The sequence below is a fragment of the Enterococcus sp. S86.2 genome (genome assembly GCF_059834485.2).
The window spans coordinates 514,441-538,660 of the sequence record NZ_CM206813.1; the positions used below are offsets into that span (position 1 = coordinate 514,441).

A 24,220-nucleotide genomic window follows, 5' to 3' on the forward strand; every position below is an offset into this window, starting at 1 on the left:
TCTTTATTTTGATCGTTCGATAAGACGCGTTTTTTTCATCTTGCCGATGATTAGTGGGACTGTTTCGTATAAGACATCGCTATACTCTAGTCCAAACCAATTTTCAGGAGACATGGTATGGCGTTTAATAAAGAGTTTTGCCTGCATAATTTGGCGTTCCCATCTATCCAATTCTGTATTGTTGGACAATTCTTCTTCAATTAATACAAATTGAAAATCACCAACAATGCGGCCAGGTGTTAAGGAATAACGTTGAGGTTGTTCTGGTAAACGGCCGTCTTTCATTAAATCGTGAATAATTTGACGGACATAAACATTGACCTCTTGGTTGACGCGAAAGCCCAAATACAGGCGAACAACTACAATAAAGTCAGTATCTAATGTATCAATTGAAAACTCTTTAGTATAAGGCTCGTCTGTTACGATGACGTTGACAAACCAATACGTTTGCGCCCGTTTTGGTCGTTTATCCAAAATAGAGTAAACAAATTGTTTGCCGATCTCATCATTTGTAACGTGGGGCACCATAAAGACGACGTTTGTTTGATACATCGGGACACTTTCGTCGCTACGCAATGCAGTTAATTGTGGTACATATTCTTTTAGATGTACAGTATCGCTGGCTTTTTCTTGGATAATATTGCCCCACTCCCAAATAATCATGACAGCTAAAATGAAAAGGGCCATAATGACTGCGACAAAACCTCCATGTAAAAATTTGGCGGCACTGGAAATGAAAAAGATAGTTTCAATTGCGGCAAAGAAAAGACTCACACAAGCTGCCAATAAACGATTGTGACGTTTTTGGGCCAAATAAAAATAAAGAAGCAAGGTGGTCATTAACATCGTAACGGTAATCGATAGTCCGTAAGCAGCCTCCATATGAGAAGAGGTTCTAAATGTTAAAACAATTAAAGAACAAGCTAGCCATAAAATAAAGTTTACCGCGGGAATATACATTTGCCCAATTGAAGAACCAGGGTACATAATTTTCATGCGCGGTAACAAGCGCAACTTAATCGCTTCTGAAACAAGGGTAAAAGAACCTGAAAGTAAAGCCTGTGAAGCAATGACAGCAGCGATCGTAGCAAAGACGACACCGAAGATCATCCAGCTTGCCGGTAAAATTTGGAAAAATGGATTTAACTGTTCAATTGCTTGTGTTTTAGGATCTTGGTAAACACTTAAAAGCCAAGCTGCTTGCCCAAGATAGTTTAGCAATAAACAAATTTTGACATAAGGCCAGCTGACCCGAATATTTTTCTTCCCTACATGTCCCATATCCGAGTAGAGAGCCTCTGCCCCGGTAGTCGCTAGAAAAATATTTCCTAAAATTAAAATTCCTAACTTATTATCTGGACTAAACAAAAGTTTAATGGCATACAGCGGGTTTAGAGCGCGAATAACCGATAGATCTTGGCCAAAATGGAAAAGTCCCATCCCACCTAAAAAAGTGAACCATAAAAACATTACCGGTCCAAATGCTTTACCGACAACATCTGTCCCAAAACGTTGCACCGTAAATAAAATCAATAAAATAATTAAGGTGATAATGACAATGATATTTTGATTCATCCCAAAGTGTTCATAAAAAGCAGGAATGCCGCGAAGCCCTTCGATGGCTGTTGTCACGGTTACAGCAGGCGTTAAGACGCCATCGGCTAGTAAAGCTGCACCGCCAATCATGGCTGGAATAATGAGATATTTACTTTTTTTACGGACCAAGGTATATAAAGAAAAAATCCCACCTTCACCGTGGTTATCGGCATTTAAAGCAATCACTACATATTTGATGGTCGTTAAAAAAGTTAACGCCCAAAAAATTAAAGAAACTGCGCCCAAAATAAAATCGGGATTTAAACTTTTTAGGCCACCGTTTTCTTCTACAATCGCCTTCATAACGTAAAGAGGGCTTGTCCCGATATCTCCGTAAACAACCCCCATGGCGACTAGCAGACCAGCTGCTGTTACTTTTGACATTTTTTGCTGACTCATTTTTTCCTCCTAAGTTTGCTTAAATTAACCAAAATTTTTTTATTAGCGAATTTTTGGTTTAACTTAGGTCTGGCAATTATGTTTTAGACCAGCGATTTACGCGAGTTGTTGATCTAAAACCATAGCTCATCTATGTGCTACTCCCCTAATTAAGCTACATTATCAAGACTTTTTAGGGCAATGTCAAACAATAGCTGTAAAAAAATCAAATATATCAAGAATAATTCGTCTTCATGCTAAAATAAGGATAAGTATATGAAGAAATGAGGAGTTAAAATGACTTTTTACGGCATAAGCTATTTGCAAAATAATGCTGGCGTAAACGACTATATCAAATATGGGCTGATTTTTGCCGCCTTGCTTTTTTTGATTTTTGTATTTAGCGCTTATTTACGGCACCGGTTAGATACCAAATATCGAGATTTAACGATTATTATGCTGTTGTTGCTGCTTTTTTTATTAGGGGTGCAATATTCTGATTACAAACAAGATCAAACCAATCATTCTCAATCATCTCAGATGGTGCATTTTGTTAAAAGAGTGGCACAAGATGAAGTTGTCACACCCGAAGAAGTATATGTAAACAGCACGACTTTGTCTGATCAAATGCTCGTGTTGATTGGTGATGATTGTTACCGGGTAACATTAAGTCAAGATGGTACGAATTTTAAATTGGATTCGGTTGCTTTGTTGACATCAAAAGACCAAATTGTGAAACAAAAATAGGGGGAAATAAAATGAGTTACTATTTACCAATTTTGGCTAAGTTTGCTTTAGGACTAATTTGTTTAATCTTACAAATTACGATTATGGGTAAAGGCAATTTGGCTCCGACTTCACCCATGGATCAAGTACAAAATTTCGTTTTAGGGGGCATTATTGGCGGTGTGATTTATAATGAAGCCATTACTGTCTTGCAGTTTGTATTGGTCTTAATTATTTGGACGCTGCTAGTTTTGGTTTTGAAATTTGCAAAAGAACACAATCGTTGGGTCAAACGCGTTATAGACGGCGCACCGGTCACGTTAATTCGCAATGGGGCTGTTAATGTGCAAGATTGCCTACGTATTGGTATTTCTGCAAATGATTTGATGTTTAAGCTGCGTTCTAATGGTATTTTTGAAGTGGAGAAAGTGAAGCTGGCTGTGATGGAACAAAATGGCCAGTTAAATGTGATTGAATATGGTGCAGAAATGATCCGCTATCCTATTATAGTAGATGGGCAAGCTAACTTTGATTTATTAGAAATCATTGAAAAAGACAGCGATTGGCTAGAAGCTGAGGTAAAAAAACAAGGCCATGAGCGGATTGGCGAAATCTATTTAGGTGAATATTTAAATGGTAACGTTATATTAACTGCCTATGATGCACAATAAAAAGACCGATGCTAATCAAATGCAAAAGATAGTATAACGATACAGTATGTTCTTATTCTGAGTAATCATCTGATAAAAAAATGAGAAAATAAAAAAGAAAATGTTGTTTCAAAGTTGTTTTACTGCGTGTAAAAGACTTTGAAACAACATTTTTTGTCGCGTGATTTATCGAGGAAAAATGAATTTTTAATACATAACATCGTTATTTATAAGTTTTTAGCTGTGTTTTTTAATAAATCTTTTTTTAGGTGGGAAGGATATAAAAAAAGTGGGTTAAAGCACTAAAATATCTCACATTTTTTCAAGAATTGGCTTCGTACATGCTAGTATAAATATACAAGTAGAACATTTTAAGGAGGGCTGTCAATGCGAAGTCGAGGTCGGTTTTTAGTTGGGTTGATATTATTTATGATTTTATCTGTTATTATATTGGCAGGTGTGTTGTTAGGTGTTTTGAAATATTTGGGATTGGATTTACTGGTATAGTACATATTTTTTCAAGCTTTAAAATTACATAAAAAAAGCGTCCTTTAGCTAATCAATCGAAAAGTTAACCCTTTACGATTGATACATGCTAAAAGACGTTTTTTCCATCTATGGAAGGAGTATAAATTTTTGGCAAAAAAACATTGCTTTGAATGTTTTAGCGCTGCCCATTTTTTTGAACTGCCTAGTTTCACGAATAAATCCTGCGATCAAAGTCGAAATTTGCTAAAAAGAAAAAGCCGTTTTCGTAAATCTTGGTCTTATAGCTCAACCCTGGACAATTTCCTGCCGCTTTTTTTATCGATTAAAACGCAATTAAGTGAAAAACCCCTAAACAGACTGCTTTTATTTTGCGAACTTTTTTGTTTTTGTCATCTAATTGTTCATAAACTTCGCGAATTGAATCTTTTGTTAATAAATAAAATAAATAGCCGGCACCACCGGCAATTAGGGTGAAGATAAATAAGAATAACATAAGAGCAAATACACCTCGTAATTTTATTAAATTGCTAAATAAAGCGGCTTGTAGCCAAGATGATCTAATAGTTTGGCAAAGTCAGCAAATTGCATGATTAACGTCGTTGAATTGATATTTGGGTGAAAACCAACGGTATCATTTTGATCAATGGCTTTGTCTATGACCACTGTGATTTTGTGATCATGATCATTTGGTAAAGCTAAAGGTGTGACTGAACCTGCAGGCACATCGAGTAATTCTAACAAATTTTTTTCAGAAACAAAAGAAAGACGCTTTTCCGCTAAAATTTCGGCTAAATGTGTCAAATCTGCTTGCTTTTCATCAGGTAAAATGACTAAAAAACGATGTTCGCCTTTGCGAGGCTTTAAAACTAAATTTTTTACTTGCGGTCCAGGTAATGAGAAGGGCACGTTTTTAACAGAAGTAATGGGCTCGTGGTCCACTCGTTGATAAGAAATATTTAAATCAGCTAACAGGCGGTACGCTTCTTGTTGTGTTGCAGTCATGAAAAAAACTCCCTTCAAAGAAAATAGTTGACAAAATGCATTTGACCTTTTAAAGTTAAAGACAACCTAATAATACGACATCGATAAGAAGAGTAGCAAGTTTGTTTATCCAAAGAGAGTCTCTGGTTGGTGAAAAGAGACGATGGCAATTTGTGAACCACATCTTGGAGTTGTTTTTCTGAAATAAAAGTAAGAAAATCCGGGTATGCCCGTTACAGCAGCAGTCATTGATAGATGACTTATGGAGGCTCTCGTTGTAATGCAAGAGTGAAAAAAGGTGGAACCACGTAATTTACGTCCTTTAGCGCATGCGCTAAAGGACTTTTTTTATAGTCGGATTACGAATTTCTCATAAATTCCCTTGTTACCATAGTCAAACTTCACAAACTAGTGCTAAAAAACGAAGGCGGAATTTACGGTTGGGTATAATTTTTCTTAAATTTCCCATTTGTTTTTTAGTACAAGGAAGTTTTTAAGCTTTGCTATTTTGATTTGACTGCTTAAGTTTACTTTTGTGAAAAAGTAAAAAATAAGAGGTGGCACCGCGTTGTTACGCCCTCTGATGTAAAAGTCAGAGGGCTTTTTTTATCTGGAAGTAAAAATTTTCACACGAAAATTTTTCGTTTATCAAAAGATAGACCGTGAGGGATTCATACACTTGCTTTTTAACTTGTCAGGTTAAAAAGTTGCGTCTGACCCAGTGTCTTCCACTTTTTTGAATTAGAAAAATAAAGGAGAGAAACAAATGAATTATTTAATTTCTGTTTTACCACAATTGTTGTCTGGTGCAGGCATCACATTAAAATTATTTGGTTTAACGCTATTGGGCTCGATTCCGCTAGGGATTATTTTAGCTTTTGTTCTAGCGAGTCACCTGCAACCTTTCAAACTATTGGTGCAAGTCTATGTTTGGGTAATGCGGGGGACACCTTTACTACTACAGTTAATTTTTATCTTTTATGGGTTGCCTTTATTGCTACCAGCTTTGGTTTTAGATCGCTTTGATGCAGCACTATTGGCTTTTGTGATTAATTATGCTGCCTATTTTGCTGAAATTTTTCGTGGCGGGATTCAATCCATCCCCCAAGGACAATATGAAGCGTCCCAAGTATTACGCCTAAGTAAAATGCAGACGATCAAAAAAATTATTATTCCGCAAGTTGTAAAAATTACTCTTCCCTCCGTGGGAAATGAAGTTGTTAATTTAGTAAAAGATACTTCATTGGTTTACATTTTAGGCCTTTCAGATATGATGCGTATCGGCAAAATTGCGATGGAACGGGATACAACATTACTACCGTTAGTTGGTGTTGGTTTGATATACTTAGTAATGACTGGTTTATTTACGTTAATTATGAAACTTTTAGAAAATAAATTAAATTATTACCGTTAGGCAGGTGAAGTAGAAATGTTGGAATTAAGAAAAATTAACAAGGCTTTTGGTAAAAAAAATATTTTTGAAAATTTGGATTTAAATATTCCAGACGGCGAGATTTTAGCTATTGTGGGTCCTTCTGGTGGCGGGAAAACAACGCTACTACGGATGTTGGCAGGTTTGGAAAAAGCAGATAGCGGGACGTTTTTATTAGACGGTAAAGCCTTTAATCCCACTGCCTTAAATGAACAAGAACAAGTTGTTGGTGTGGTGTTTCAAGACTTTCAATTATTTCCTCACCTGAGCGTTTTTGAAAATATAACTTTGGCGCCAAAGTTAGTCTTAAAAGAAACACAAGCTGTCTATACTAAAAAAGCCGAAAAATTAGCAGCTCAACTAGGCTTAGAAGATTTATTACAAAGTTATCCTTACCAATTGTCTGGTGGTCAAAAACAAAGGGTGGCGATTGCTCGGGCGATGGCAATGGACCCGCAAGTTCTAGCTTATGATGAACCAACGAGTGCTCTAGATCCAGCCTTAAGAGAACAAGTGGAAAAACTAATTTTATCTTTAAAAAAAGAAGGCGTCACTCAAATTGTGGTTACCCATGATTGGGCCTTTGCCGAACATATTGCCGATCAAACGTTAAAAGTATCACCAAAATAAATGGGAAAAAATGGAGGTTTGGAAAATGAAATTAAAAAAATGGGGCGCATTATTAACAGTAGTGGCAAGTCTGGGTTTACTGGCGGCTTGTGCAAGCAAAGAGGAAAATCCTAAAACGAAAGCAAACGAAGTACCAAAAGAAGTTGTTATGGGTTTAGACGATACTTTTGTGCCGATGGGGTTTAAAGACAAGAAGGGAAATTTAGTTGGTTTTGATATTGATTTAGCCAAAGCAGTATTTAAAGAAACAGGACAAAAGGTCCAATTTCAATCCATTGATTGGTCTATGAAAGAGACAGAACTAGATAACGGGACCATTGATGTCATTTGGAATGGCTACTCCAAAACGGCAGAACGGGAGAAAAAAGTTCTTTTTTCAGATACGTATATGGAAAATGACCAAGTGTTAGTAACACCAAAGAAAAGTAAATTAACTGCTTTTAAGGATATGAAGGGAAAAATTTTAGGCGCGCAAGAAGGTTCTTCTGGGTATGACTTGTTTACAAAGCAACCAGAAGTATTAAAAGATATTGTGGCCGATAATGATGCGGTCTTATACGCTAGCTTTAACGAAGCCTTTATTGATTTAGAAAATGGGCGAATCGATGGTTTATTAATCGATAAAGTCTACGCTGATTATTATTTAACGCAGAAAAAGCAAATGGATGATTACAATATCATCAAAGGTCCTTTTGAAAATGAAGACTACGCAATTGGCGTAAGAAAAAATGATCAGGCTTTAGTAGAAAAAATTAATACAGCACTTAAAACATTAAAAGACAACGGTGAATTTAAAAAGATTTCTGAAAAATGGTTTGGTGAAGATGTCGCCCCAAAATAATTGCGAAAAGATAACTTTTAACAGGCTGAACAAAACTTTTGTTCGCCTGTTTTTTTTTGTATAATGGAGAAGATGAAATGAGGGATTGAAAATGGCACAACCAAAACGCCAGAAGAAAAAGAAACGCGTGACTAAAAAACAACAACAGCAACAAGAAAAAATGATGTTGGCGGCAATCGGCGCCGCATTTATTATATTTGCCGGATTGGGTTTATTTAAGCTAGGCTTTTTAGGCACCTTAATTGCAAATTGCTTGCGGATTATCGGTGGAAATACGTATCCTATCTTGGCTGTGGCTTTAGCTTTGTATGGCTTGTGGCTAATGGTTAAAACGACAGCAGCAAAGTTTGAAAGTTTTCGTCGCTTTTTTGGTGGCTTGCTGATTTATGCGGCATTGTTATTATTTTTGCATGCTCTATTATTCCGCAATGTGATTAGTGGCACACCCAATATTATCACTACGACTTGGGGAACATTATTAGGAGACATTCGCTCTAATCAAGTTAGTCAAAATGTCGGCGGCGGTATGTTGGGGGCAATTTTGTATCAGGGAAGTTACTTTCTTGTTTCCCAAGTGGGGAGCTATTTTTTGGCCTTCTTACTTGCAATAGTAGGGTTGTTTTTAGTCAGCATGATGAGTGGCGGCGAATTAGTAGAACACTTGCAAAATATAGGGGATAATTTACAAGAATTTTTAGCTGGTGATCCTGCGAAAAAAGCTGCGCGACAAGCGGCGAAAAAAGCGCGACAAGAAGAAAAAGCGGCGAGAAAGGCCGAAAAAATTGCAGAAGAAAAAGCAGCGGCTAAAGAAGAGTTGGCCCGCAATGAAAAAAATCAAGTGCGTCCCATGACTGCTGGAGAAAAATTGGCAGCGACAGAAAAAGTTGACGCGGCAGTCGAAGCTGAACAATTGAGTTTTGTGCCGATTGATCACTTCCAAGAAAAAGTGGCAGCAAAACCCAAAATGGATTCTAAAATGCAAAATACACCAGATCTTTCAGAAACTACGGCAGAAATGCCAGATGACGGTGAAGATTTAGACTTTGAAATTCCCGCAGAAGCAGAAGATCGTGATTATCAATTGCCAGATGTTGCATTATTAGATTCACTACCACCAACTGATCAAAGTGATGAGTATCAAAAAATTGAACACAATATTGGAGTCTTAGAAAAAACCTTCCAAAGTTTTGGCGTCGATGCCAAAGTTGTGAAGGCTAGTTTAGGACCAGCAGTAACAAAATTTGAAGTGCAACCGGCAGTTGGTGTTAAAGTTAGCAAAATTGTTAGCTTGACCGATGATATTGCATTGGCACTAGCGGCAAAAGATGTGCGGATGGAAGCGCCAATTCCCGGAAAGTCTTTAATTGGGATTGAAGTTCCCAATAGCAGTATCAGTACAGTTTCCTTTAGAGAAGTTATTGAGGCACAGCCAGATCATCCTGATAAATTATTAGAAGTACCACTTGGCCGCGATATTTCCGGGCGGGTACAAACGGCTGATTTAACTAAAATGCCGCATTTGTTAATTGCTGGTTCCACTGGTAGCGGGAAATCAGTAGCCATCAATGGGATTATCACCAGCATTTTGATGCGAGCAAAACCTCACGAAGTCAAATTAATGATGATTGATCCAAAGATGGTGGAATTAAATGTCTATAATGGTATTCCTCACCTCTTAACTCCGGTTGTAACAAATCCTAGAAAAGCCGCGCAAGCATTGCAAAAAGTTGTTAAAGAGATGGAAGAACGTTACGAGAAATTTGCCGCAGCTGGTGTTAGAAATATTACCGGCTACAATGAAATGATTTTAGCCCGTAATTTAAGTCATGGGGAAAACAATCCGATTTTGCCATTTATTGTTGTTATTGTCGATGAATTGGCGGATTTAATGATGGTTGCTTCAAACGAAGTGGAAGATGCGATTATTCGCCTAGCGCAAATGGCACGAGCAGCGGGTATTCATATGATTTTGGCTACACAACGGCCAAGTGTCGATGTTATTACCGGGATTATTAAAGCAAACGTTCCTTCACGTATGGCCTTTGCTGTTTCTAGCGGTACAGATTCTCGTACCATTTTAGATAGCAATGGCGCAGAAAAACTACTTGGTCGTGGCGATATGCTCTTTTTACCAATGGGCGAAAATAAACCGATTCGTGTTCAAGGCGCATTTATTTCCGATCATGAAGTGGAACGTGTCGTGGAATTCATCACAGAACAACAAGGTGCTGACTATGAAGAGAAAATGATGGTAACCGAAGAAGACGAAACAAACAGTGGCGCCAATGCACAACCAGAAGATGAGTTGTATGAACAGGCAAAAGATTTAGTCGTTGAAATGCAAACTGCCAGTGTTTCTTTACTGCAACGTCGTTTTCGTATTGGCTACAACCGAGCAGCACGCCTAGTCGATGAATTAGAAATGCATGGTGTTGTGGGGCCTTCAGAAGGTAGTAAACCCCGTAAAGTTTTAATTGAACCAAGTGAACCAGAAGAACTTCCGCAAGATTTTGAATAAATAGTTTCATTTTCAACGCTAAAAATATATTGTTCTCTTTTGGATATGCTTTGTGGTAAACATATTCAGATCAAGTTGTGTAAACGCTAATGCTTACAATAAGGCGAAATTTTTTTAAATTCCAACAGTAATCCCAATTTCGTAATATTTTACCCGGATCACGTAAGGATTAAGGGCGTTTTAGTAGCTTTTCTTAACAATAAAGAAAGTATAAATTGGAAGGATAGCATAGGGGTGAAGGATTCTGTTAGCTTTGCTATTTGCCAAAAGTAGGTGAAGTATGAAAGAACTCTTGCTAAATTTATTGCGTAAAATCGCCCGTCTATCACGTAATAGTGGAGCCGCAAGCGGGAATACCTTTGCTCGTAACGCATACGGTGAACTGGAACAAAAAGAACAAAAGCAAAAAGAACAAAAGCAAAAAGAACAGGGAAAATAAAGTCAAAAAATTTCTAAGCGTTCAAAAAGTTCAAAAATAAAACCTGAAAATTAACTTTTCTTACGAAGCTTATCGTGGAATAAGAAAAGTTAGTTATTCAGGTTTTTTTGTACCAATCAAATTTATTTATTACATGAAGACACCTAACAAAAGTGTTAGGCCCTTGTTAGCCCTATCTATTTTGTGTTAGCTGAAAGTTTCGTAAACTAAAAGAGTAAACAGGAGGTCTGATTGTAACAGGTAAATCAGACAAATTATTTTTATCAAATACGAATGACTAAGGAAGTGCGAAGATGTTACAAGTTGAAAATTTACGTAAAGTTTATGGGGACACCATGAAATATGAAGCACTAAAAGGAATTGACTTAACAGTCGACGATGGTGAATTCATCGGTATTATGGGACCTTCAGGAAGTGGGAAATCAACATTTCTAAATTTATTGGCCACAATTGATGAACCAACTAGTGGCAAGATTTTGCTAAATGGCAAAGACCCTCATGCGTTAAATCAAGAAGAGATTGCTGCTTTTCGTCGCAATCAACTGGGTTTTGTTTTTCAAAGCTTTAATTTATTACCAACATTAACAGTGGAAGAAAATATCGTTTTACCACTAACCTTGGATGGTGAAAAAGTAGCGGTCATGAAGCGTCAGGTTAAAGAAGTCGCAAGTCGCTTAGGTATCGGGGATTTATTGAAAAAGCGGATTGCTGAAATCTCCGGCGGACAAGCGCAACGTGTGGCAGTTGCAAGAGCGATGATTCATCAACCAGAATTGGTTTTAGCCGATGAACCAACCGGAAATTTAGATACCAAGTCATCAAAAGACGTGATGGGTTTATTGCAACAATTAAATGAAGCAGAAAAAGCTACAATTTTAATGGTAACCCATGACCCATTGGCAGCCAGCTACTGTGAACGAATCGTATTTATTAAAGACGGAGAATTGGTTCATGAAATCAGACGCCAAAATGGTCAGCAAGCTTTTTATAACCAAATCATGGAGGAATTAGCCGCAATTGAGGGGGTTGACAATGAATTTTAGACAATTCGTTGTGCGTAATACGATGCGCAACAAACACCTATACCTTGCTTATTTTTTAAGTACTTTATTTGCGGTGATGGTTTTTTTCACCTTTAGCGTTTTTGCTTTTCATCCCAAACTTGTTGGGGATGCCTTAAATTCAAAAGCCCAAGTGGGGATGCTAGGAGCCGCAATCATTATTTACGGTTTTGCTTTTTTCTTTGTTCTTTATTCCATGGATGTTTTTTTACAATCCCGAAAAAAAGAATTCGGACTATTAATGATTCAAGGGATGAGCCCTAAACAGTTACGAAAGATGGTTTTTATTGAAAATATTGTCATTGGTTTTTTTGCGACAATTAGTGGTAGTCTAGTAGGTGTTTTATTTTCACAGCTTATTTTATGGCTATCAAAATTTTTAATGCGAATTGATTTAGGCTTTTATTTTCCGGTTAAAGCATTAGCGTTAACTGTTGTGGCCTTTATGGCACTGTTTTTTGTCATTTCCTTTGTCATTCAATTTAGATTACCTAAACTAAACGTGCAAACGTTATTAAAAGCCGGTGAATTAGGTAAGGGCTCCTTTAAAGTTTCTCGTTGGAAAAGTATTTTTGCTGTAGTTTTGATTGCAGCAGGTTACGCTACTGCCCTATTAGCGCCAGAAACTGCGGTCATTATCGTTTTTCTACCAGTTGTTTTTGTAGTTATTGTGGGTACGAAATTTTTGTTTGATCAATTAAGTGTTTGGATTATTGAAAAATTACGGAAAAACGAAAAAGTCTTTTGGAAGAAAACCAATATGGTCGTCTTTTCAGATCTTGCTTTTCGGATGAAAGATAATGCGCGCTCCTTCTTTTTAGTTGCGATTATTTCTACCGTAGCTTTTTCAGCAATTGGTTCTTTATATGGTTTCCGTCAATTGTTGGTAGGTAATATGGATGCTACGTCATATGCCTTTCAAGCACTTGATGCCAAAGAAACTTCTGTGCAGGCTGTAAATAGCGCGCTTGAAAAATATGATATTAAAGCTGATGAAGTACCCGTGAGTGTTTATACTGGTGAAGGGATTCAAGTTATTAGCCAAAGTGAATACAATAAATTAGCCAAGGCTACTAAAACGGAAGCCTTAGCGCTAAAAGAGGGGACTGCGATTCAATTAAAAGACACAAGTGGGATGGAAAATGCAGCAACAACAAAAAATGTGACAGTAGCAGGTAGTAATTTAGAAGTCACAAAAGAAGAAGATACTTCCATTTTGAGTACATTTATACCAACTTATGTCGTTAGTGATCAAGTTGCAATGAAAGATTATCAACCAAATCACTATGTTTATTGGTTTACCCCGAATGCAAGTGTAGAAGATCAGATTAAAGTCGGTAAAGCGGTGGAAAAAAATACTGATATCGTTTCAGTCGAATTTATGAAAGATATGGTTATCCAAAGTTATGCACCTGTTTTATTTGTCGGAATTTTCATTGGGATTGTCTTCTTCGTATCTGCCGGTAGTTTCTTATATTTCCGTTTATATAGTGATATGGATGTCGATATTGAAAAATTCAAGATGATTTATAAAATGGGCTTGGCCAAAAAAGAGCTGAAAAAGATGATTTATCAACAAATCGGTATTTTATTCTTTACCCCAATTATTGTGTCGGTTATTCATGGCGCAGTGGCACTAACTGCCATGTATCATATGTTTAAAATGGGGATGCAGCTAGCTGGTTGGGAAGTTCTTGGCGTTTTTGTAGTCATCCAAATTATTTATTACTTGGTTGCGCGCATCTTTTACTTCCGCAAAGTCTATCAAGCTGTAACGGCGTAATTTAGCCGCACCTGAGAAAATAACCACTATTTATTTGCAGTTCCCCCTTCTTGCTTTTGAGAAAGTAAAATAGGGAACAAGTCAGATTAAGTGGTTATTTTTTATGATAAAAATACCAATATGTCGCAATTTTTTAGATACTTCGTTAAAAAGTTAGCATACTTTTTAGCCACACTTGAATTTTAAATTTTTCTTATTCTTTAAAAAAATCCTGCCCTTATTGAAATAAGGACAATAAATCTGTTATAGTATGGAGCGAATCTGTCAAAAAGGGGAAAAATTGTGAGAAAACCTACAATGAAACCATCGATTTATGGTTTAAATAAAGAAGAATTAATTCATTGGTTTATTGAAAATGGCGAAAAGAAATTTAGAGCGACCCAAGTTTGGGAATGGCTTTATGAAAAACGGGTTACAGCCTTCAGCCAAATGACCAACTTATCTAAAGATTTAATCGCAAAGTTAGAAGAGCATTTCATCGTTAATCCATTAAAACAACTGGTTGTGCAAGAAGCGAGTGATGGAACGGTCAAATACTTATTTGAGTTGCCCGATAAATTAATGATCGAAACTGTTTTGATGCGACAAGAATATGGGATGTCTGTGTGTGTCACGACCCAAGTTGGCTGTAATATTGGGTGTACTTTTTGTGCCAGTGGGCTTTTGCGCAAACAACGGGATTTAACTACCGGAGAAATCGTTGCGCAGATTATGTTGGTTCAACATTACTTTGATGAACGCGGTGAAGATGAACGTGTTTCCCATGTTGTGGTAATGGGAATTGGTGAACCATTTGATAATTATGATAACGTGATGAACTTTATTCAAGTCATTAATGATGCCAAAGGTTTAGCCATTGGCGCTCGCCATATCACTGTTTCAACTAGTGGCTTGGCGCGTAAAATTAAAGAATTTGCAAACAATGGGTTACAGGTTAACTTGGCGATTTCATTGCATGCACCTAATAATGAAGTGAGAAGTTCCATGATGCGCATCAATAAAAGCTATCCAATTGAAGTGTTAATGGAAGCAATCGACGAATATATTGAAAAGACAAATCGACGGGTGACTTTTGAATATATTATGTTAAATAATGTAAATGATCGCCCACATCATGCGCAAGAGTTGGCAGATCTATTAAAAGATAAGAAAAAATTAGCCTACGTGAACTTGATTCCTTATAACCCAGTTAGTGAGCACGATCAATACTCCCGCAGCGATAAAGCGGATGTTTTACGTTTTTACGATATTTTAAAACGCAATGGGATTAATTGTGTTATTCGCAAAGAACACGGAACAGATATCGATGCGGCTTGCGGGCAATTACGTAGTAAAAAAATGCAAGAACAAAAGCAAAAACAGCAAGCTTAAGAGCGGTTGGAACAAGCGCTACCTCTTCAAGAATTACACTTATCGCAAAAGAAGCTCCTTTGGTCACACTGTTTATTTGCAAATAGGAGTTGAGATGAATTAACGTCCACTCAGATATCCGAAAGAAAAATTTTTGAAGTTGAGATGAAAGTCAGCCTGGCTTTTATCTCAACTTTTTTTATCATCGGCCAGCCTTTTTGCCCTGGTTTTGGCTTATTACTTAAATAGCGTGCTTTTTTTCCAAAAGCTAAAAATGACGTTGCGTTTTTCATTGAAAAGAAGTAAAAAGCATTTTATTTCCGACATTTTCTAATTATTGGTAAACTACCCATAATACTACAGGAGGCGCATGCCAATGTTAATTACAGAATTTGAACGAGATAATCGGATTTTAAGAGACCAGTTGGCGGATCTTTTAGCGAAAACTTGGCCGAAAGATTATGGGCAAACAGCAAAAGCAGAAGTTGAAAAATTGTTAGCACCAGAGCGTATTGCCGTAGCCGCATTGGTGGAAGATGACTTAGTCGGCTTTGTTGGTGCAATCCCACAATATGGTCAAACCGGCTGGGAAATGCATCCATTAGTTGTTGTTTCTGATTTTAGACGTCAAAAAATCGGGGCTCGCTTAGTATCTTTTTTAGAATCTGAAATTGCATCTCGCGGTGGCATTACTATTTATTTAGGTACTGATGACGAAAATGATGAAACAACGTTAAGTCAAGTGGATTTGTATCAGGATCTTTTTGGCACGATTGCGCAAATAAAAAATCTAAAGAATCACCCCTACAGTTTTTATCAAAAAATGGGCTATCAAATTACCGGTGTGATTCCAGACGCAAACGGCTGGTTTAAACCAGATATTATTATGGCAAAGCGAATTGGTGATTTTGAAGAACTAACAGAAGAATAAACAAGCACAACAAATACTCGAATAACCTTAAAGTTGGTCTGCTAGCTAACTAAAGGTGTTCGAGTATTTTTAATTGGAATGTATAAATTTTTCACAAGTAAAAACGGACTTGCAATTTTTCAGAAGATTCTTTAAAATTGTTTACAAAGATAAAAGATGCAATATTCAGAAAATTTGAGTGTTGCATTTCATATTGAAGAAAAAGTAATTGCTAGTTACCAGCAATTGCCGGCTTGTTGTTTTGTTGGGGAGTATGCTTTTTAAGGGGAAAATATGGGGAAAAACCAAAGGAAAGTGCTAAAGGCTTACAAGTTTCGCATTTATCCAACCAAAGCACAGCAAAAATTTTTAATTCAAACTTTTGGTTGCGTTCGCTTTACGTACAATACGCTTTTAAAACAGCGTCAGTTCAATACGATTGAAGCAAGTAAAAAGCTGACACCTGCTGCCTTAAAAAAGGAATTTCCTTTTTTAAAATTAACCGATAGCTTGGCATTAGCAAATGCACAACGAAATTTAGCGCGCGCATTTCAAAATTATTATCAAGGTAGAAGTGGGCATCCAAAAATGAAGCTCAAAAAAAGTACGTGGCAGTCTTACACCACGAATAATCAGCAACAGACAATCTGGTTAAAGGATAACTTATTGAAGGTACCTAAATTAAAACAGCCCATTGCCGTTGTTTGTCATCGAAAAGTGGTAGGAAAAATTAAATCTGCAACAATTACTGCAAAGAATTTGCAACAGTTTTATGTTTCATTATTATGTGAAGAAGAAGTTGGTCATTTGCCTAAGACTAAAACTGAAATTGAATTACGTTTTGCTCCAAATCAGCTTGTTGTAGGCAATCAATTAAAATTTTGTCGTCAACTTTGTGTAAATGACCTTGAAACCAAGTTAAAAAAAGCCAAACGAAAATTGGAAATAAAAGCCAAAAGTGCACAGCAACGCAAAGTGAGATTGGCAGAGGCCAAAAACTATCAAAAACAAAAATTAAAGGTACAAAAATTGTACCATCATAAGCAACAGCAAAAAAAAGCGTGGATTGACGAACTAACAATGCATCTGATTAAAAACTATGATTTTTTATATGTTAAAGTCCCAAAACATGGGATAGAGGGATCTTTTACGTTGGCGGACTGGCAAAGGTTTTTAGTTAAGTTGCAGTATAAAGCCAATTGGTACGGGAAAAAAGTGATTTTTTTAACAGCCGCTAAAACGGTGCGAAAAATCAGTTAAACAGTTTAACTGGAAGGGACTCCAGGGCTCGCCTAGGGGATAAAAAAGCTTGGCTTTGTTTCTAGGAATCCGTTCACTAATTATGATAAACCAAATAAAAAAACGTCATTAAAGGCTGACAGTTAAATGTCATTGGCCTTAATGACGTTTTTTTAGCTGATTTTGTAAACCAGCCATCTAAAAAATAAGCTGAAGTCTTCTAAAAAATTGATTGATTATTCGTGTCTAAATGAGTACCGAGAGCTTTTTTGATCAAAATTTTGCCAACAGGACATCATCTTTTAAACGATAAATTTTTGAAGGACGACCAATTCCCAATGGTTTTTCTCCGATTTCAACAAAGTATTGCAACATAGCTTTTTTGAAGTTGGAATGATCAATACTTTTAAAATCCATGCCCCAAAATTTCGCAAAAACTTTACGAGCTTCGGTAATCGTGAAAGTTGGTCCTAAGACTTGTAAGACGCGCGGTTCATGCTCCATTTTTTCTGCTACCCGGTTGAATGCTTTTAAGACAATTTGACTATGGTCAAAAGCCAAAGAGTCACTGCCAGAAGAAGCGCCGGTTTTTAAATTCAAAATGATTTCAACATCGTGACCACTGGTTAAATAAAGCTCACTACCTTTTCTTTCCATCGTAAACCAGCGAACGTCATCGGCGTCATCGCCGGCACTTAGTGGTTCTTCACCAATAAAAGTTAAATAGCTGACGGTAACGACCCAACCCCGAGGATCGCGATTAGGCGTACTAAAAGTATGGAGCTGCTCAATATTTGATTTAGAAATTTCGACGCTAGTTTCTTCTTGCGTTTCTCGTAAGACAGAATCATCCGTTGATTCATTGGGCATAACAAAACCACCTGGGAGAGCCCAAGAATTACGGTAAGGATGGCTTTTTCGTTTGATTAAAAGCATTTTTAATTGATCTTCTTCTTTGTTGTAACACATTAAAACCATGTCTACAGTTAAAGATGGCTTTTCGTATTCTGGGTGATCTTGTTTTTTATACCACTGGAGAAATTCTTCTTCGGTGGCGACTTGTTCATAGTATTGTTTTTCTTCAGCTAATGTTGCAAATTCTGGCATAAACGGCTCACCTCTACTTTTAATTAAAAACAAATGGAATAATCAAATTAAACAAAAAGAAAATCAAATAAAAGGGCGTTACTTTACTAGCTTTGTCATTTAGGCTAATAAAGCCTGAAATCGCAATAACAGCCAAGAAAATCCCGCGAAATATTAATGTTGCTAAAAGAAATAGTCGTAAGTTATCTTGTAAATTAAAATAGCCGTACAAGCGGCTGTAAAAGGCGCAAAATACCATGTGTAAGAGCGTTAAAATGGCAATTGCAGCTATTAAAAGACGATGTTTTTTAGTCATATTATTTCCCTCAATTTCGTTAATCTCTTTTATTATACCAAAAAAACTTTTTTTAAGGCGACGAAATAGAGGGAAAATGAATTTGCCGATGTTTTTTACAAGGAAAAGGACTTAAAGAAAGTTGGAATTGTGGTATACTAGCTAAGAATCATTTACGTGATGTGTACTTGAAAATTAGTTTGACTACCTTGGCTAAAGTACGGTTAGCAGCCTATTTTGGTGTTTATTTTATTTTTTTGACTGTATTTTTAAGGTAAGTCATTTAACTTTTTTATTAACTAGGAGGAAAATCCATGGCTGGCAAAGAAACTTTTTATATTACAACCCCAATTTATTATCCCAGCGGCAAATTGCATATCGGAAATTCATACACGACAATCGCCTGTGATGCCGTTGCTCGTTACAAACGTTTAATGGGCTTTGATGTTTTTTACTTAACTGGTGTTGATGAGCACGGTCAAAAAATTGAGAAAAAAGCATTGGAGTTGGGGGTTGAACCCCAAACATATGTGGATAAAATGGCCGCAGACATTCAAAAATTATGGAAGACATTAGATATTAGTTACGATAAATTTATTCGGACAACAGATGACTATCATAAAGCGGCTGTTCAAAAAATCTTCGATCAACTGTTAACACAAGGTGATATTTACCTAGGAGAATACGAAGGTTGGTATTCAGTTTCTGATGAAGAGTATTTTACAGAAACCCAATTAGCCGAAGTTTATCGTGATGAAGATGGTAAAGTGATTGGCGGTAAAGCGCCAAGCGGTCATGAAGTTGAATTGGTTAAAGAAGAATCTTATTTCTTCCGTATGAGTAAATACGCAGATCGCCTGCTAGAATATTACAATGAACACCCAGAGTTTATTCAACCGGAATCGCGCAAAAATGAAATGATCAATAATTTTATTAAACCAGGTTTAGAAGACTTAGCAGTTTCACGAACGACTTTCAAGTGGGGGATTCCAGTTAAATCTGATCCAAAACACGTTGTTTATGTTTGGATCGATGCTTTGTCAAATTATATTACGGCATTGGGCTACGGTTCAGACGATACGCATTTATTTGACAAGTATTGGCCAGCAGATGTGCATATGGTAGGCAAAGAAATTGTTCGTTTCCACACGATTTATTGGCCGATTATGTTAATGGCATTAGATTTACCATTGCCAAAAAAAATCTTTGGTCACGGCTGGTTATTAATGAAAGATGGCAAAATGAGTAAATCAAAAGGTAACGTGGTTTATCCTGAAATGCTCGTGGAACGTTACGGCTTAGATGCTCTGCGTTACTACTTATTGCGGGCAATGCCTTTTGGTTCTGATGGTGTCTTTACCCCAGAAGATTTTGTTGCACGGGTAAATTATGACTTAGCCAATGATTTGGGGAACTTATTGAACCGTACAATTGCCATGATTAATAAATATTGTGATGGCAATGTCCCTGCTTATGCATCAAAAGTTACCGCTTTTGATAGTGAATTATCAACAACAGCGGCAAATGTGGTGGGGCGTTATCACCAAGCGATGGATAAAATGGAATTTAGTGTTGCTTTATCAGAAGTATGGGCGTTGATTTCTCGTGCCAATAAATATATTGATGAAACAGAGCCTTGGGTATTAGCCAAAGATGAAGAAAGAAAAGCTGAATTAAACAGTGTGATGGTGCATTTAGCTGAAAGTCTGCGCATTGCGGCAATTTTATTACAACCGATTATGACTGAAACACCAAAGAAAATTTTCCAACAATTAGGCTTGGATCCAGAAACAATGGACTTAAAAGATCTACGTTTTGGGGAATTTCCACGTGATACGAAAGTTGTTGCCAAAGGTACGCCAATTTTCCCACGTTTGGATCAAGAAGTAGAAGTTGCTTACATTCAAAAGAAAATGACTGAAGGAGTAAGTAACCCAGAAGAAGCAGTAAAATGGGATCCAGAAGAAACGGAATTGGTTTCAGTAAAAGAAAAACAAATTAAATACGATGATTTTGATAAAGTAGAATTGAAAGTCGCAGAGGTTATTGACTGTCAAAAAGTCAAAGGGGCAGACAAATTATTACAATTTCGTCTAGCTGCTGGTGACAGTCAAGATCGCCAAATTTTATCGGGGATTGCGGAATTTTATCCTGATCCTAAAGCGCTGATTGGTAAAAAGGTCGTAATCGTAGCGAACTTGAAACCAAGAAAAATGCGGGGACAAGTGAGTCAAGGGATGATCTTATCAGCAGAAGATGAAAAAGGAAACTTAGCCATTGTGGAGGCACCAAAACAAATGCCAAATGGTTCCGTGATCGCCTAATGAAACGAGTCATATTACTTACGTTTTCACGTAAGTAATATGGCTTATTTTATTTAAACTGTAAGTGAAGTATAGAGTTTTCAAAAATTTGTGCAACAATTTTCGAAAATCTCCTTCTTACTTTTAAAGAGTTGAAAGCTAGTGGCAAAGATTATTTAATCAGCGTTTTTTTAGGAAAAAAAAGCGCGAAAAAAAGCTAACCTTAATTTGTTTCTACCATGGATTTTTGCGAAAAGTATTTGCCCATGGCTGCAATCTACTATATAATGTTTCTTGTATTTATATGTTTTCATGAGGGAGTAACTAGCAGCATAAGCTGTGGCAACATCACCAACCGAAATTAACTTTCTGGTGTTGCCTTAATTAGTGAGACTTATGTATGTTATGCACATACACAAGTCTATTTTTTTTAGCTGACTTGTGGATGATAATTTCAAAGGAGGAACAAAATTGTCAGAAGAAAACAAAAAACAGCAGTTGAGCCAAGCGTTTTATTCCCAAACGCCAGATGAGGTTCTAAAAGAGTTAGATGCAACTGCTGACGGTCTAAGTGCCGCAGAAGCCAAAAAGCGTCTAAGTGAATACGGTGAAAACGAGCTGGAAGAAGGCAAGAAAAAATCAATGGTCCAAAAGTTCTTTGAACAGTTCAAAGACTTGATGATTTTAGTTTTATTGGTTGCCGCAATTATTTCTGCGCCTCACGAGCCGGTTGATTCCATCATTATTTTGTTAGTTGTCATTATTAACGCAGTGATGGGTGTGGTCCAAGAGTCAAAAGCAGAAGCTGCGATTGAAGCTTTAAAAGACATGTCCACACCAAATGCCAATGTTGTAAGAGACGGTCATGCGTTATCAATTAAGAGTACAGATCTTGTGCCTGGGGATATCGTATTGTTAGAAGCCGGCGATGTTGTTCCAGCTGATATGCGTCTGATTGAGTCTAGTTCTTTAAAAATTGAAGAAGCGGCTTTGACTGGAGAATCTGTACCAGTAGAAAAAGAATTGGTTGTTTTAGAAGGTACTGAAATTGGTATTGGCGACCGTATTAATATGGCTTATTCCAACAGTAATGTTACCTATGGTCGTGGTAAAGGTGTAGTTGTAAATACAGGGATGAATACCGAAGTTGGTAAGATTGCAGGTATGTTGGCAGCTGCGGATGAAACCGAAACACCACTGAAAAATAACTTGAATCACTTAGGTAAATTCTTGACAGCTGCAATTTTAGTTATTGCTGTGATCATGTTCTTGTTTGGAACTTTAGTTAACGGTACACCTTGGATGGATATGCTATTGACTTCTGTATCTCTAGCCGTTGCTGCAATTCCAGAAGGTTTGCCAGCAATCGTTACAATTATTTTAGCTTTAGGTACGCAAGTATTAGCAAAACGTAATTCGATTATCCGTAAATTACCAGCGGTAGAAACATTAGGTTCAACAGATATCATCGCCTCAGATAAAACAGGGACGTTAACGCTGAACCAAATGACAGTTGAAAAACTTTATACCAATGATCGTCAATATCCATCGTCTGAACATATTCCAGATAACAATATGGCCCTTAAAATTATGAACTACGCCAATGATACAAAATTCAGTCAAGAAGGCGAATTAATTGGGGACCCAACAGAAACTGCACTTGTGAAATTTGGACAAGACCAAGGCTTTGATGTTACTGAAAAAGTAGCAGCAGAACCACGAGTTGCAGAATTACCTTTTGATTCAGATCGTAAATTAATGTCAACCATTCACCAAGAAGCAGATGGTCGCTATTTAGTTGCTGTTAAAGGCGCACCAGATGTTTTACTAGATCGTTGCACACAGTATCAAGTATTTGATGAAGTAAAACCAATGACAAACGCTGAAGAACAAAAAATCTTGAGCAATAACAAAGATATGGCCAAACAAGCATTGCGTGTTTTAGGTATGGCGTATAAATATGTGGACGCTATTCCAACTAATTTAGAAACAGAAATAGTCGAAAATGATTTAATCTTTGCTGGTTTAGTCGGCATGATTGACCCAGAACGTTCTGAAGCTGCAGATGCTGTTAAGGTAGCCAAAGAAGCCGGTATTCGTCCGATTATGATTACTGGTGACCACAAAGATACCGCAGAAGCAATTGCGGCACGTCTTGGGATTATTAAAGCCGGGGATGATGCTGCCGTTTTAACAGGTGCTGAATTAAATCAAATGTCTGACGATGATTTTGCGCAAAAAGTTGCAAACTATTCTGTTTATGCCCGTGTGTCTCCAGAACACAAAGTGCGTATCGTTAAAGCTTGGCAAAAAGAAGGCAAAGTTGTTGCGATGACAGGCGATGGTGTTAATGATGCTCCGGCTTTAAAACAAGCAGATATCGGTGTTGGTATGGGTATTACCGGTACAGAAGTTTCTAAAGGGGCTTCTGATATGGTCTTAGCTGATGATAACTTTGCAACAATTGTTGTGGCTGTAGAAGAAGGTCGTAAAGTTTTCTCTAATATTCAAAAAGCTGTTCAATATTTATTGGCAGCTAACTTGGGTGAAGTTTTGACGTTGTTTATTGCAACGATGTTAAATTGGGATACTTTATTGCCAATTCATTTATTGTGGATCAATCTAGTAACGGATACTTTCCCAGCAATTGCTTTGGGAATGGAGCCGGCTGAAAAAGATTTAATGAGTCATAAACCACGAGGACGCAACTCCAACTTGTTTTCTGGCGGTGTCTTCTCAAGTATCATTTATCAAGGTATTTTAGAAGCGGCTACGGTTTTATTTGTTTATTGGTCTGCTATCCAGTGGCCAGTCCACGCAACTTATGAAGCAATTCATAGTGATGCTTTAACCATGGCATTTGCAACCCTAGGCTTGATGCAGTTATTCCACGCATTTAACGTGAAATCTGTTCACCAATCCTTATTTAAAGTTGGGCCATTCCGCAACAAATCATTCAACTGGGCAATTTTACTTTCATTCTTCTTGATGATGGTAATCATTGTTGTACCAGGATTAAATGATATCTTCCGCGTTGCACATCTTGATTTATATCAATGGGGAATTGTTGTTGGTTCATCCTTTGCGATTATTCCAGTCGTGGAAATTGTGAAAGCTTTCCAAAGAGCGATGGGTAAAGAATAAATAAAGTGAAAGAGGCTGGGATTATCCTATTATCCCAGTCTTTTTTTTGTTATTTTATAGTAAGGTGTTTGCCGGTGACACCTGCAATTTTTACACCGATGGAAAAAGCTTGTCAAAGTGATGTACCATACCTTTTTCACTATGAATAATTATGCTGTGACAGCTAATTTTTTTTGGAAAAATAGCGCTGTAATTTTTATTTCAAAAAATGTTATTCTGAAAAAAATAACGTCTTTCTTGTTGACAAACCGATTGTACAGTTTTATGATGTAGACACATTAATAAATGATGACTGTGATGGAAACACAGTAGGACAATAGCCGCTGTTAAAGAGAGCTGGTGGAGCTGCAAACCAGTACATGCTAATTG

General features: G+C 37.0%; 19 protein-coding genes and 2 other annotated features (1 of these 21 cut by a window edge). Of the genes, 14 read left to right on the forward strand and 5 right to left on the reverse strand.

Annotated features, from left to right (window positions below; translation table 11 throughout):
• Positions 1-3: 3 nt before the first annotated feature.
• Entirely contained in the window at positions 4-1,995 is a 1,992-nt protein-coding gene (locus tag AC6R0T_RS02270) for a KUP/HAK/KT family potassium transporter (protein ID WP_303753791.1), read from the reverse strand.
• A gap of 276 nt (positions 1,996-2,271) precedes the next feature.
• Here AC6R0T_RS02270 and AC6R0T_RS02275 point away from each other — a divergent pair, with 276 nt between their 5' ends.
• Both AC6R0T_RS02275 and AC6R0T_RS02280 read left to right on the forward strand, forming a co-directional pair.
• Complete coding sequence (locus tag AC6R0T_RS02275; RefSeq protein WP_206902258.1) at positions 2,272-2,721, forward strand: DUF3290 domain-containing protein; 450 nt, start codon at positions 2,272-2,274, stop codon at positions 2,719-2,721.
• Positions 2,722-2,732: 11 nt separating this feature from the next.
• Positions 2,733-3,371, forward strand: coding sequence for a DUF421 domain-containing protein (locus AC6R0T_RS02280; RefSeq protein ID WP_206902259.1), 639 nt, complete (start codon positions 2,733-2,735; stop codon positions 3,369-3,371).
• A 790-nt stretch (positions 3,372-4,161) separates the two neighbouring features.
• On the opposite strand, the gene AC6R0T_RS02285 is transcribed toward AC6R0T_RS02280, so the two are convergent.
• The gene (locus tag AC6R0T_RS02285) at positions 4,162-4,332 is read right to left on the reverse strand and encodes a hypothetical protein (protein WP_206902260.1); all 171 of its coding nucleotides are present in this window, start codon (positions 4,330-4,332) and stop codon (positions 4,162-4,164) included.
• A gap of 26 nt (positions 4,333-4,358) precedes the next feature.
• The gene (locus tag AC6R0T_RS02290; protein ID WP_303753792.1) at positions 4,359-4,841 is read right to left on the reverse strand and encodes a prolyl-tRNA synthetase associated domain-containing protein; all 483 of its coding nucleotides are present in this window, start codon (positions 4,839-4,841) and stop codon (positions 4,359-4,361) included.
• A 71-nt stretch (positions 4,842-4,912) separates the two neighbouring features.
• Positions 4,913-5,146: a binding site (T-box leader), on the forward strand.
• A 440-nt stretch (positions 5,147-5,586) separates the two neighbouring features.
• On the opposite strand from AC6R0T_RS02290, the gene AC6R0T_RS02295 reads away from it, so the two are divergent.
• From AC6R0T_RS02295 to AC6R0T_RS02340, 10 genes are all read left to right on the forward strand, one after another.
• Positions 5,587-6,234: an amino acid ABC transporter permease gene (locus tag AC6R0T_RS02295; RefSeq protein ID WP_206902262.1), complete on the forward strand. Its 648-nt coding sequence runs from the start codon at positions 5,587-5,589 to the stop codon at positions 6,232-6,234.
• Positions 6,235-6,249: 15 nt separating this feature from the next.
• On the forward strand, positions 6,250-6,882 hold the full coding sequence (locus AC6R0T_RS02300) for an amino acid ABC transporter ATP-binding protein (RefSeq protein WP_206902263.1): 633 nt from the start codon (positions 6,250-6,252) through the stop codon (positions 6,880-6,882).
• Between the two features lie 25 nt (positions 6,883-6,907).
• Positions 6,908-7,723: an amino acid ABC transporter substrate-binding protein gene (locus AC6R0T_RS02305; RefSeq protein ID WP_303753794.1), complete on the forward strand. Its 816-nt coding sequence runs from the start codon at positions 6,908-6,910 to the stop codon at positions 7,721-7,723.
• 91 nt (positions 7,724-7,814) lie between these two features.
• Positions 7,815-10,241: a DNA translocase FtsK gene (locus tag AC6R0T_RS02310; protein WP_303753795.1), complete on the forward strand. Its 2,427-nt coding sequence runs from the start codon at positions 7,815-7,817 to the stop codon at positions 10,239-10,241.
• A 280-nt stretch (positions 10,242-10,521) separates the two neighbouring features.
• Entirely contained in the window at positions 10,522-10,680 is a 159-nt protein-coding gene (locus tag AC6R0T_RS02315; RefSeq protein WP_303753796.1) for a hypothetical protein, read from the forward strand.
• 293 nt (positions 10,681-10,973) lie between these two features.
• On the forward strand, positions 10,974-11,723 hold the full coding sequence (locus AC6R0T_RS02320; protein WP_282461647.1) for an ABC transporter ATP-binding protein: 750 nt from the start codon (positions 10,974-10,976) through the stop codon (positions 11,721-11,723).
• On the forward strand, positions 11,713-13,524 hold the full coding sequence (locus tag AC6R0T_RS02325; protein ID WP_303753797.1) for an FtsX-like permease family protein: 1,812 nt from the start codon (positions 11,713-11,715) through the stop codon (positions 13,522-13,524). The genes AC6R0T_RS02320 and AC6R0T_RS02325 overlap by 11 nt, the downstream gene beginning before the upstream one ends.
• A 297-nt stretch (positions 13,525-13,821) precedes the next feature.
• A complete protein-coding gene (rlmN, locus tag AC6R0T_RS02330; RefSeq protein WP_230710494.1) occupies positions 13,822-14,895 on the forward strand; it encodes a dual-specificity RNA methyltransferase RlmN in 1,074 nt (357 codons plus the stop codon).
• A 355-nt stretch (positions 14,896-15,250) separates the two neighbouring features.
• Positions 15,251-15,805, forward strand: a complete 555-nt coding sequence (aac(6'), locus tag AC6R0T_RS02335) for an aminoglycoside N-acetyltransferase AAC(6')-Ii (protein ID WP_230710261.1) — start codon at positions 15,251-15,253, stop codon at positions 15,803-15,805.
• Between the two features lie 273 nt (positions 15,806-16,078).
• Complete coding sequence (locus AC6R0T_RS02340) at positions 16,079-17,044, forward strand: RNA-guided endonuclease TnpB family protein (RefSeq protein ID WP_303753798.1); 966 nt, start codon at positions 16,079-16,081, stop codon at positions 17,042-17,044.
• Between the two features lie 252 nt (positions 17,045-17,296).
• On the opposite strand, the gene AC6R0T_RS02345 is transcribed toward AC6R0T_RS02340, so the two are convergent.
• Positions 17,297-18,130: an NUDIX domain-containing protein gene (locus tag AC6R0T_RS02345; RefSeq protein WP_206902271.1), complete on the reverse strand. Its 834-nt coding sequence runs from the start codon at positions 18,128-18,130 to the stop codon at positions 17,297-17,299.
• Between the two features lie 19 nt (positions 18,131-18,149).
• Positions 18,150-18,425, reverse strand: a complete 276-nt coding sequence (locus AC6R0T_RS02350) for a hypothetical protein (protein ID WP_206902272.1) — start codon at positions 18,423-18,425, stop codon at positions 18,150-18,152.
• 293 nt (positions 18,426-18,718) lie between these two features.
• Here AC6R0T_RS02350 and metG point away from each other — a divergent pair, with 293 nt between their 5' ends.
• Together metG and AC6R0T_RS02360 are read left to right on the forward strand one after the other, a co-directional pair.
• A complete protein-coding gene (metG, locus tag AC6R0T_RS02355; RefSeq protein WP_206902273.1) occupies positions 18,719-20,728 on the forward strand; it encodes a methionine--tRNA ligase in 2,010 nt (669 codons plus the stop codon).
• Between the two features lie 450 nt (positions 20,729-21,178).
• On the forward strand, positions 21,179-23,851 hold the full coding sequence (locus tag AC6R0T_RS02360) for a cation-translocating P-type ATPase (RefSeq protein ID WP_303753799.1): 2,673 nt from the start codon (positions 21,179-21,181) through the stop codon (positions 23,849-23,851).
• A gap of 285 nt (positions 23,852-24,136) precedes the next feature.
• Positions 24,137-24,220: a binding site (T-box leader), on the forward strand (it continues 118 nt past the right edge of the window).

Excerpts from the sequence above, each read along its gene's own strand:
- AC6R0T_RS02320 (WP_282461647.1), top strand. The coding sequence starts at position 10,974 with ATGTTACAAGTTGAAAATTTACGTAAAGTTTATGGGGACACCATGAAA.
- AC6R0T_RS02280 (WP_206902259.1), top strand. The coding sequence starts at position 2,733 with ATGAGTTACTATTTACCAATTTTGGCTAAGTTTGCTTTAGGACTAATT.
- AC6R0T_RS02295 (WP_206902262.1), top strand. The coding sequence starts at position 5,587 with ATGAATTATTTAATTTCTGTTTTACCACAATTGTTGTCTGGTGCAGGC.
- AC6R0T_RS02300 (WP_206902263.1), top strand. The coding sequence starts at position 6,250 with ATGTTGGAATTAAGAAAAATTAACAAGGCTTTTGGTAAAAAAAATATT.
- AC6R0T_RS02310 (WP_303753795.1), top strand. The coding sequence starts at position 7,815 with ATGGCACAACCAAAACGCCAGAAGAAAAAGAAACGCGTGACTAAAAAA.
- AC6R0T_RS02290 (WP_303753792.1), bottom strand. The coding sequence starts at position 4,841 with ATGACTGCAACACAACAAGAAGCGTACCGCCTGTTAGCTGATTTAAAT.
- metG (WP_206902273.1), top strand. The coding sequence starts at position 18,719 with ATGGCTGGCAAAGAAACTTTTTATATTACAACCCCAATTTATTATCCC.
- AC6R0T_RS02270 (WP_303753791.1), bottom strand. The coding sequence starts at position 1,995 with ATGAGTCAGCAAAAAATGTCAAAAGTAACAGCAGCTGGTCTGCTAGTC.
- AC6R0T_RS02285 (WP_206902260.1), bottom strand. The coding sequence starts at position 4,332 with ATGTTATTCTTATTTATCTTCACCCTAATTGCCGGTGGTGCCGGCTAT.
- AC6R0T_RS02305 (WP_303753794.1), top strand. The coding sequence starts at position 6,908 with ATGAAATTAAAAAAATGGGGCGCATTATTAACAGTAGTGGCAAGTCTG.
- AC6R0T_RS02340 (WP_303753798.1), top strand. The coding sequence starts at position 16,079 with ATGGGGAAAAACCAAAGGAAAGTGCTAAAGGCTTACAAGTTTCGCATT.
- AC6R0T_RS02345 (WP_206902271.1), bottom strand. The coding sequence starts at position 18,130 with ATGCCAGAATTTGCAACATTAGCTGAAGAAAAACAATACTATGAACAA.
- AC6R0T_RS02315 (WP_303753796.1), top strand. The coding sequence starts at position 10,522 with ATGAAAGAACTCTTGCTAAATTTATTGCGTAAAATCGCCCGTCTATCA.
- rlmN (WP_230710494.1), top strand. The coding sequence starts at position 13,822 with ATGAAACCATCGATTTATGGTTTAAATAAAGAAGAATTAATTCATTGG.
- AC6R0T_RS02325 (WP_303753797.1), top strand. The coding sequence starts at position 11,713 with ATGAATTTTAGACAATTCGTTGTGCGTAATACGATGCGCAACAAACAC.
- AC6R0T_RS02350 (WP_206902272.1), bottom strand. The coding sequence starts at position 18,425 with ATGACTAAAAAACATCGTCTTTTAATAGCTGCAATTGCCATTTTAACG.
- AC6R0T_RS02275 (WP_206902258.1), top strand. The coding sequence starts at position 2,272 with ATGACTTTTTACGGCATAAGCTATTTGCAAAATAATGCTGGCGTAAAC.